The sequence below is a fragment of the Chryseobacterium sp. WG23 genome (assembly GCF_024586575.1).
Classification (GTDB): Bacteria; Bacteroidota; Bacteroidia; order Flavobacteriales; family Weeksellaceae; genus Chryseobacterium.
The window spans coordinates 164,465-173,073 of the sequence record NZ_JALCZE010000014.1 but is presented as its reverse complement, the minus strand read 5'-3'; the positions used below and the strand labels follow the sequence as shown (position 1 = coordinate 173,073).

Genomic DNA, 8,609 nt, shown 5'->3' with positions numbered 1-8,609 from the left:
TAAGCAATAAGCAATAAGCAATAAGCAATAAGCAATAAGCAATAAGCAATAAGCAATAAGCAATAAGCAATAAGCAATAAGCAATAAGCAATAAGCAATAAGCAATAAGCATATGGAAAGTAAAAAATTTGATGTCATCATCATAGGAGGAAGCTATGCCGGATTATCAGCAGGAATGGCCTTGGGCAGATCGTTAAGAAATGTTTTAATTATAGATAATGAAAAACCTTGCAACAGGCAGACCCCACATTCACATAACTTTATTACACACGACGGAAAAACTCCTAAAGAAATTTCAGATGCCGCAAGAGAGCAGGTGAAAGCATATCATACTGTAGAATTCTATAATGGGACTGTTGTGAAAATAACCAGGGAAGTTGATGGTTTTAAAGTAGAAACATCTTATAATGGGGTTTTCCGGGCTAAAAAACTTATTCTGGCTTCCGGAGTGAACGACCTAATGCCTGATATTTCAGGATTTGCTGAATGTTGGGGAATCTCCGTAATACACTGTCCCTATTGTCATGGTTATGAAGTAAAAGATGAGGTGACAGGAATTCTTGCAGATGGGGAGATGGCTTTTGAATTTTCAAAACTGGTTTTTAACCTGACTAAAAAGCTAACCTTATTTACCAATGGGAAAACTAAGCTCACCCCGGAGCAGGTTGCCAAATTGAACCGGAATGGAATCATCATCAATGAAGATGAAGTTCAAAGTATAGAACATGAAAACGGATATATTCAGAACATAATTTTTAAAAACGGAAAAATGGTTCCGCTAAAAGCTTTATATGCTAAAATACCTTTTGAACAAAATCTGAATGTCTCGGCTGATTTGGGGGTTGAATTAACGGAGCAGGGATTTATAAAGGCAGATTTTATGCAGAAAACAAATGTTCCCGGAGTTTTTGCCTGTGGAGATAATGTTACCATGATGCGGTCTGTAGCCAATGCTGTTGCGCAGGGGAATTTTGCAGGAGCTGTTGCCAATAAAGAGCTTTCGGAAGAAGAATTTTAATAAGTTCCATACAGCATGTGGATCTTATCCAGGGTGAAGATTAAAAATAATTCTGGCTGCTGCTTTATGGATGAAAAATCGTTGAATAGTTGAATGCCTGTTTCTCAAATACAATTACAACAGAGGGTGTAGTTTGGAAAAGCTCGTAATCAGATTAAAAATTATGGTCATCAGTTTATGGCAGAAAGGTTATAATTATACATTACCGGTAAGGTTTTACAACACTTAGGGGCTAAAAATCATATAATTTGATGCTGAAACCTCAAGGGAAATTCCGTACATTTGGGGTGAAAAATTTCAAAAACTAAAAGTAAAATGGATATTATTTTTGACCTGATTGAAAAGGAAAGACAAAGACAAGCCCATGGATTAGAGCTTATCGCATCAGAAAATTTTGTTTCTGAAAACGTGATGAAAGCAATGGGAAGTGTACTGACAAATAAATATGCTGAAGGATATCCCGGAAAAAGATATTACGGGGGATGTGAAGTGGTAGATGAGGTTGAAACATTAGCCATCAACAGAGCAAAAGAACTTTTCGGAGTAGATTATGTGAATGTTCAGCCACATTCCGGTTCTCAGGCCAATGCAGCCATTTATCTTGCTGTTTTGAAAGCTGGAGATAAAATTATGGGAATGGACCTTTCAATGGGAGGACACCTTACTCATGGTTCTGCAGTGAATTTTTCAGGAATTCAATATGAAGTGGTTTCTTACGGTGTAGAAAAAGAAACAGGGCTTATTGATTACAACCAAATGAGGGAAGTAGCTTTAAGAGAAAGACCAAAAATGATGATTGCAGGTTTCTCAGCATATTCAAGAGATCTTGATTATGTTAAATTCAGAGAGATTGCAGATGAAATTGGAGCAACACTTTGGGCAGATATAGCACATCCTGCTGGTTTAGTAGCTAAAGGATTATTAAACTCGCCATTTGAGCATTGCCACGTAGTAACTACTACTACACACAAAACATTAAGAGGTCCAAGAGGAGGTATGATCATGATGGGGAAAGATTTTGAAAATACTTATGGTCACAAAACTCCAAAAGGAGAAACTAAAATGATGAGCCAGGTATTGGATGGAGCTGTATTCCCGGGAATACAGGGAGGGCCGCTGGAACATGTGATTGCCGGTAAAGCAGTCGCTTTCGGAGAAGCTATAGATGGACAGTTTGAGACATATGCAAAGCAAGTTAAAGCTAATGCCCAGGCATTATCCAAAGCAATGATCGACAGAGGGTTTGATATTGTAAGCGGAGGCACAGATAATCACCTGATGCTTGTAGATCTTAGAAACAAGGGAGTAAATGGTAAAGAAACTGAAAAAGCATTAGTACTTGCTGATATTACTTGTAACAAAAATATGGTTCCTTTTGATGACAAATCACCATTTACAACATCTGGTATCAGACTAGGAACAGCAGCAATTACAACAAGAGGACTTAAGGAAAACGATATGGATACCATTGCCGGATTTATTTCTGATGTGGTAGACAATATTAAAAATGAAGAGGTTCTTACATCTGTAAGAAAGAAGGTTAATGAATTAATGGAAGGAAAAGCTCTATTCAATTATTAATATAACAGAAAAAATATAATACAAAGAATGAGCGCCCGCTCATTCTTTTTTTTGCAGATATGGAAAAGAAATCTTTTACTTTTGATGAAATTAAGATGAAATTGGTGAACTATTGTGTTTATCAGGACCGATGTCATGCCGAAGTAGAGCAGAAAATGAGAGAATTTCTGCTTATTGAGAAAGCAAAGGAGGAAATTTTATTGTATCTTATGAAAGAAAATTATCTGAACGAAGAAAGGTTTACACGTAGTTATATCCGCGGTAAGTTTTATATCAAGCACTGGGGGAAAAATAAAATCAAAATGCATCTTAAACAGAAACAGATCTCTGAAAAACTGATCAATATGTGTTTTGACGAAATTTATGAAGATGATTACATGAAAACCATCACAAGAATCTATGAAGATTATTTCTCTAAACAGACGGGACTTAAGGAATATCAGAGAAAATCAAAAACTATAAAATATTTAATGAGCAGAGGTTTTGAATATGAGAAAATAAATGATATTTTTGAATAAACATAAATTAAACAACAAACACACAAATTGAAAAAGAATAAGATCTTGCTTTCACCTCCACACTTAGGAGGCAGCGAGTTACAGTATATACAGACTGCATTAGATACAAACGGAGTTTCTCAGTACGGTTCAAACATAGATGGGTTTGAAAAAAGACTTGAAAACTATCTTGGAAAAGACTCCTTTGTGACCGCTTTGTCCTCAGGGACAGCAGCAATACACCTAGCATTGAGACTTTTGAATGTAGAAGAAGGGGATTTTGTGATCTGCCAGTCTTTTACTTTTGTGGCTTCTGCTAATCCCATTCTTTATCAAAGAGCAATTCCTGTTTTTGTAGACAGTGAGGCTTCTACCTGGAATATGTGTCCCAATGCTTTGGAAGATGCTGTTAAATATTGTCTGCAGCAAGGTAAGAAACCGAAAGCAATCATTGCCGTATCTTCATATGGAATGCCGTTTATGGTAGATGAAGTCCTTGAAGTTTCCAGAAAATATGAAATTCCTGTTATTGAAGACAGTGCCGGAGCTTTGGGCAGTACATACAAAAATAGACCTTGTGGAACATTTGGAGATTTATCTGTGATTAGTTTTAACGGGAATAAGATTATTACGACTTCAGGTGGGGGAATTTTAATATCTAGAAGCAAAGCAAATAAAGAAAGAGCTTTTTCCTTTTCTACCCAAGCCAACGAAAATAAAGACTATTACAGTTATTCAGACATAGGATATAACTACAGGATGAGTAATATCTCTGCAGGAATAGGAATAGGGCAACTGGATGTTTTAGAAGACAGGATATTAAAAAGAAGAGAAAACCATGAGTTTTATCAGGGTATCTTTGAAAATGATGAAACCATCAATCTTTTGGAAGAGCCAGGTGAAGATTTTTTTTCTAACTATTGGCTGAACACAGTCACCATTGAAGGAAATAAGTCTGGAATGACAAAAGAAAAATTAAAAAAAGTATTTTCTGAGAATAATATAGAAACCAGGTATTTATGGAAGCCTATGCATTTGCAAACCCTATATAAAGGGTATAAGTTTTTTGGGGATAATATTTGTGGTATGCTTTTTGAAGCGGGTTTATGCTTGCCGTCAGGGTCCAATCTTTCTGTGGAAGATAAAAATAGAATTGCAGATGTCCTGAAAAATCTAAGAAAGTAAAATTATTTTTTAGATTTAGGATATTGATGATATTTTATTTTAATTTTGCACGAATGATTCAATGTGAGTTGAATTAAGCGGCTAGAAATTGTATCACATTTAATAACATATGAACACCAATCAAGACAATGTATAACTCTCTTAGAAAAAAAATATTTGGAGGAGATAATGTTGTCAATCTCTCAGATGTAAGATATCTTCCCAGATGGATAATACTTGTAATAGATATTATTATTTTGGTAATATCCTTATTTCTCTCTACGTATATCATTGAAAAAATTACCCAAAAAGAGTTTATTTATCACGAAGAAAAAAGTATTGTTTTTGCTTTTATCATTCTGGTAAATACAGCATTTATGTATTTTTTTAAAACATATGCAGGGATTATCAGACATTCCACATTTATAGATTTATTTAAACTTCTTGTTTCCTGCTTCTCTACATTATTTGTCGTTGCGACAATTAATCTGATGTATTTCTGGGTTACCGGAGGAAAATTCATTTTAACACCCTATCTTGTTTTATACTTCGTTATATCCTTTATGGGATTATTTCTTTTTAGACTCTATGTCAAAGAATTTTTTCACATTGTCAGAGAGTACAGGAGAAGTACTTTGAAAAAAAGAATCCTTGTATTGGGGATTGATGAGCAGTCTATTGCTATTGCAAGGGCTATTTTAGATAATCCCAACCTTCCTTACCAGGTGGTAGGATTCCTGACTCAAAGAACGGATTCAAAAAGAGCTTCACTTTTAGGGAAACCTATTTACGCAAAAGAAAAAATAGAAGAGAATACCAAAGATGATCTTCTTGTTGACGGAGTTATTATTGTAAAAGAAATGATGGCTAAGGATGAGATGAATTCCTGGGTGAATTTATTTCTGGAAAAAGACCTGAATGTTTTCAAAGCTCCTTCTGTGCAAAAACTAAGAGATAGTGATCTGGGAGGATCAATCAGAAATCTTCAAATTGAAGATTTGCTTAACAGGAAGCCTATAAAAATTGAAAACGAAGAAGTCAAAAGCAGACATTACGGTAAAAATGTACTGGTTACTGGTGGTGCTGGTTCTATTGGTAGCGAAATTGTAAGACAGGTTGCTCAGTTTACACCTTCTTTAATTGTTGTATTAGATCAGGCTGAAACGCCGTTATATGATATCGAGCTTGAAATGAAAGACAAGTTTCCTCATATCAGGTTTAAATTTGTTCTTGCAGATGTTTCAAATATACATAGAGTAGAGCCGCTATTTGAGATGTATAATTTCTCAATGGTCTATCATGCTGCAGCTTATAAGCACGTGCCTCTTGTTGAAGATAATCCTAATGAAGCGATTCGGGTGAATGTTTTGGGTTCAAAAAATATTGCTGTTTTATCCAGTCGTTATAAAGTAAACCGATTTGTGATGATTTCTACGGATAAAGCGGTAAACCCTACTAATGTAATGGGAGCTTCTAAAAGAGCTGCAGAGTTATTTGTTCAGTCTTTACAACATGCTGAAGGAAATTCAACAAAATTTATTACCACAAGATTTGGAAATGTTCTGGGATCAAACGGTTCCGTTATTCCACATTTTAAAAAGCAGATTGAAGCTGGAGGACCTGTAACAATCACACATCCTGATATTGTAAGATATTTTATGACCATTCCTGAGGCTTGTGAACTTGTTCTTCAGGCCGGAACAATGGGGCAGGGAGGTGAAATTTTTGTTTTCGATATGGGTGAGCCGGTGAAGATTCTGGATTTAGCCAGAAGAATGATTAAACTATCGGGATTTGAACCTAATATTGATATTAAGATTATTTACACAGGACTTAGACCGGGGGAAAAGCTATATGAAGAGCTGTTAAGTGATAATGCAAAAACTCTTCCTACCCATAATGAAAAGATCATGATTTCTAAAGATCCTACCATGTCATTTTCAGAAATAGAGAGTCTTGTCCAGTTGATCGGAGAGGCTTCTGTCAATAAAGAAAAAGTAGAAGTTGTTAAGATTTTAAAGCTAATAGTACCTGAATTTATAAGCAATAATTCGATCTACGAGGTTTTAGATAAATAGAAAAAAATATAAGTGTATATTTGCACAATTTTAAAATATGAAAAGTAAAATATTAGGGATATTTTTTGTATTCTTATTAATATCATGTAAGGTAAAGGAAAATGCCCAGAATGATTTAAATTATATGCAGAATATAGAGAATGTTGCAGTAGAATCCTCTGCTAAAAATTCTAATTCTACTATACAGACTGGTGATCAATTAGTGGTTTTGATCACTGCAAAAGATATGGATGTAGTAAAACCATTCAATCAAAATTATTCTTCTTCTGAAATGATCCAGACAAATAGTCTCGCAGGAGGGAATACTCCTAACCAGGGGATGACAACCATTTCTGGACCCACGTATATTGTAGACAGTGAGGGGAATATAGATTTTCCCGTGCTTGGTAAGATTGATACAAAAGGTAAATCACTTGTAGAATTTAAAAATGAAATTAAAGATAAAGTAAGCCAATATGTTATTAATCCGACAATAAGTGTCAGACTTGCAAATTTTAAAATAACAGTTTTAGGTGAGGTTAATAAACAAGGAGACTATACCATATCTAACGGGCAGGCTACTATCCTCAATGCCCTGGGGCTTGCAGGAGATTTAACGATGTATGGTAAGAGGACGGATATCTTAGTAATAAGAACTGAAAACGGAACGGTTACGCATGGTAAAATCAATTTACAGGATGCTAATCTTATTAATTCTCCATATTTTAACCTGAAGCAAGGAGATGCTATTATTGTTCCATCAAATAAAGCAAGAGATTTAGCCTCTAAGCAAAACCCTAATACAGCAATTTATCTGACTGCAGCTTCTGTTGTAGTTACTGCTCTTGCTGTAGTAGTTGGTTTATTTAAAAAGTAAGAGTATATATTTAAAATGCAATTTTATTTAGATTGTATTATAAATGTAAGGTAGGCTCTTCTAATAAAATCACAAAGAAATGAAATCATATAAAATAGCTGTTATTGGACAAGGATATGTAGGATTACCTTTGTCTTTAGAGTTTGCAGGTCATTATCCGGTGTTGGGTTTTGACATTAATGCAGACAGAATTAACCAGCTTAATAATGGCTACGATATAACCCTGGAAGCAGATATCCATAAGCTTAATGAAGGCTTACACTCTTATAAAGAATCTGGCGGAAGCATAGGTTATAATGGTACAAGTGAACTGAATGAAATTTTAGACTGTAACATTTTTATAGTAACTGTACCCACTCCGATTGACAAATATAATGCTCCCGACTTAAATCCATTGCTGACAGCATCAAAAATGTTAGGAGGGATTATTAAAAAAGGAGATATTGTAATATTTGAATCTACCGTTTTTCCCGGTTGTACAGAGGAAGAATGTGTTCCGATACTAGAACTGTATTCTCAGTTAAAACTCAATGAAGATTTTTTTGTAGGCTATTCTCCGGAAAGAATTAATCCAGGAGATAAAATAAACACGTTAACAAGTGTAAAGAAAGTAACCTCCGGGTCTACTGTTGAAATTGCAGACGAAATAGATCATTTATATAAAAAAATCATTACAGCAGGTACCCATAAAGCACCTAGCATAAAGGTTGCTGAAGCATCTAAAGCCATTGAAAATGCCCAAAGGGATGTGAATATTTCTTTTGTTAATGAGTTAGCTCTCATCTTTGACAGAATGGGAATTGATACACATGATGTTCTTGAAGCTGCTGGTACAAAATATAATTTCTTACCATATAAACCGGGATTAGTAGGCGGACACTGTATTTCTGTAGATCCATATTATTTAGCTCATAAAGCAGAGCAATTGGGGTATCATCCTGATGTTATTTTATCCGGTCGAAGAGTAAACGATTCAATTGCAAAATTTATAGCGTCGAAAGTGGTAAAACTATTAATAGCAAAAAGTAAGATTATAAAAGGTTCACAAGCTTTAATTTTAGGGGTAACCTTTAAAGAAAATTGCCCCGATGTTAGAAATACCAAAGTAATTGATATTTATAATGAATTAATAGACTACGGGATTGGAGTTGATATTTTTGATCCATGGGTAAACAAATCAGAAGTGGAACATGAATATGGAATAAGCATTCTCGACCAACTTCCGAAAGATAAAAAGTATGACTCTATTATCATTGCTGTATCCCATAAAGAATTTCTTACCTTAGATTTTGAAAAACTAAAGAAAAAAGATAGTGTTATCTTTGATACTAAAGCTTGTATTGACAGAAGTTTAGTAGATGCTAGACTATAATTAAAATAATAAAACTAATAAATATCTGTTGTTAATTGACAGA

Annotated in this window: 7 protein-coding genes; all 7 read left to right on the top strand. The window is 34.5% G+C overall.

Annotation, left to right across the window (positions count from 1 at the left end):
- The first annotated feature begins 112 nt into the window (after nt 1–112).
- On the top strand, nt 113–1,018 hold the full coding sequence (locus MP477_RS20195; protein ID WP_257191819.1) for an NAD(P)/FAD-dependent oxidoreductase: 906 nt from the start codon (nt 113–115) through the stop codon (nt 1,016–1,018).
- A 315-nt stretch (nt 1,019–1,333) separates the two neighbouring features.
- Nucleotides 1,334–2,599 (top strand): serine hydroxymethyltransferase, encoded by a 1,266-nt coding sequence (glyA, locus tag MP477_RS20190; RefSeq protein ID WP_230040444.1) that lies wholly within the window; start codon nt 1,334–1,336, stop codon nt 2,597–2,599.
- 59 nt (nt 2,600–2,658) lie between these two features.
- A complete protein-coding gene (locus tag MP477_RS20185) occupies nt 2,659–3,117 on the top strand; it encodes a regulatory protein RecX (protein WP_257191818.1) in 459 nt (152 codons plus the stop codon).
- A gap of 27 nt (nt 3,118–3,144) precedes the next feature.
- Entirely contained in the window at nt 3,145–4,281 is a 1,137-nt protein-coding gene (locus MP477_RS20180) for a DegT/DnrJ/EryC1/StrS aminotransferase family protein (RefSeq protein ID WP_257191817.1), read from the top strand.
- 128 nt (nt 4,282–4,409) lie between these two features.
- On the top strand, nt 4,410–6,338 hold the full coding sequence (locus tag MP477_RS20175) for a nucleoside-diphosphate sugar epimerase/dehydratase (RefSeq protein ID WP_257191816.1): 1,929 nt from the start codon (nt 4,410–4,412) through the stop codon (nt 6,336–6,338).
- 37 nt (nt 6,339–6,375) lie between these two features.
- The gene (locus tag MP477_RS20170; RefSeq protein ID WP_230040436.1) at nt 6,376–7,194 is read left to right on the top strand and encodes a polysaccharide biosynthesis/export family protein; all 819 of its coding nucleotides are present in this window, start codon (nt 6,376–6,378) and stop codon (nt 7,192–7,194) included.
- A gap of 79 nt (nt 7,195–7,273) precedes the next feature.
- Complete coding sequence (locus MP477_RS20165; RefSeq protein ID WP_257191815.1) at nt 7,274–8,566, top strand: nucleotide sugar dehydrogenase; 1,293 nt, start codon at nt 7,274–7,276, stop codon at nt 8,564–8,566.
- Nucleotides 8,567–8,609 lie beyond the last annotated feature (43 nt).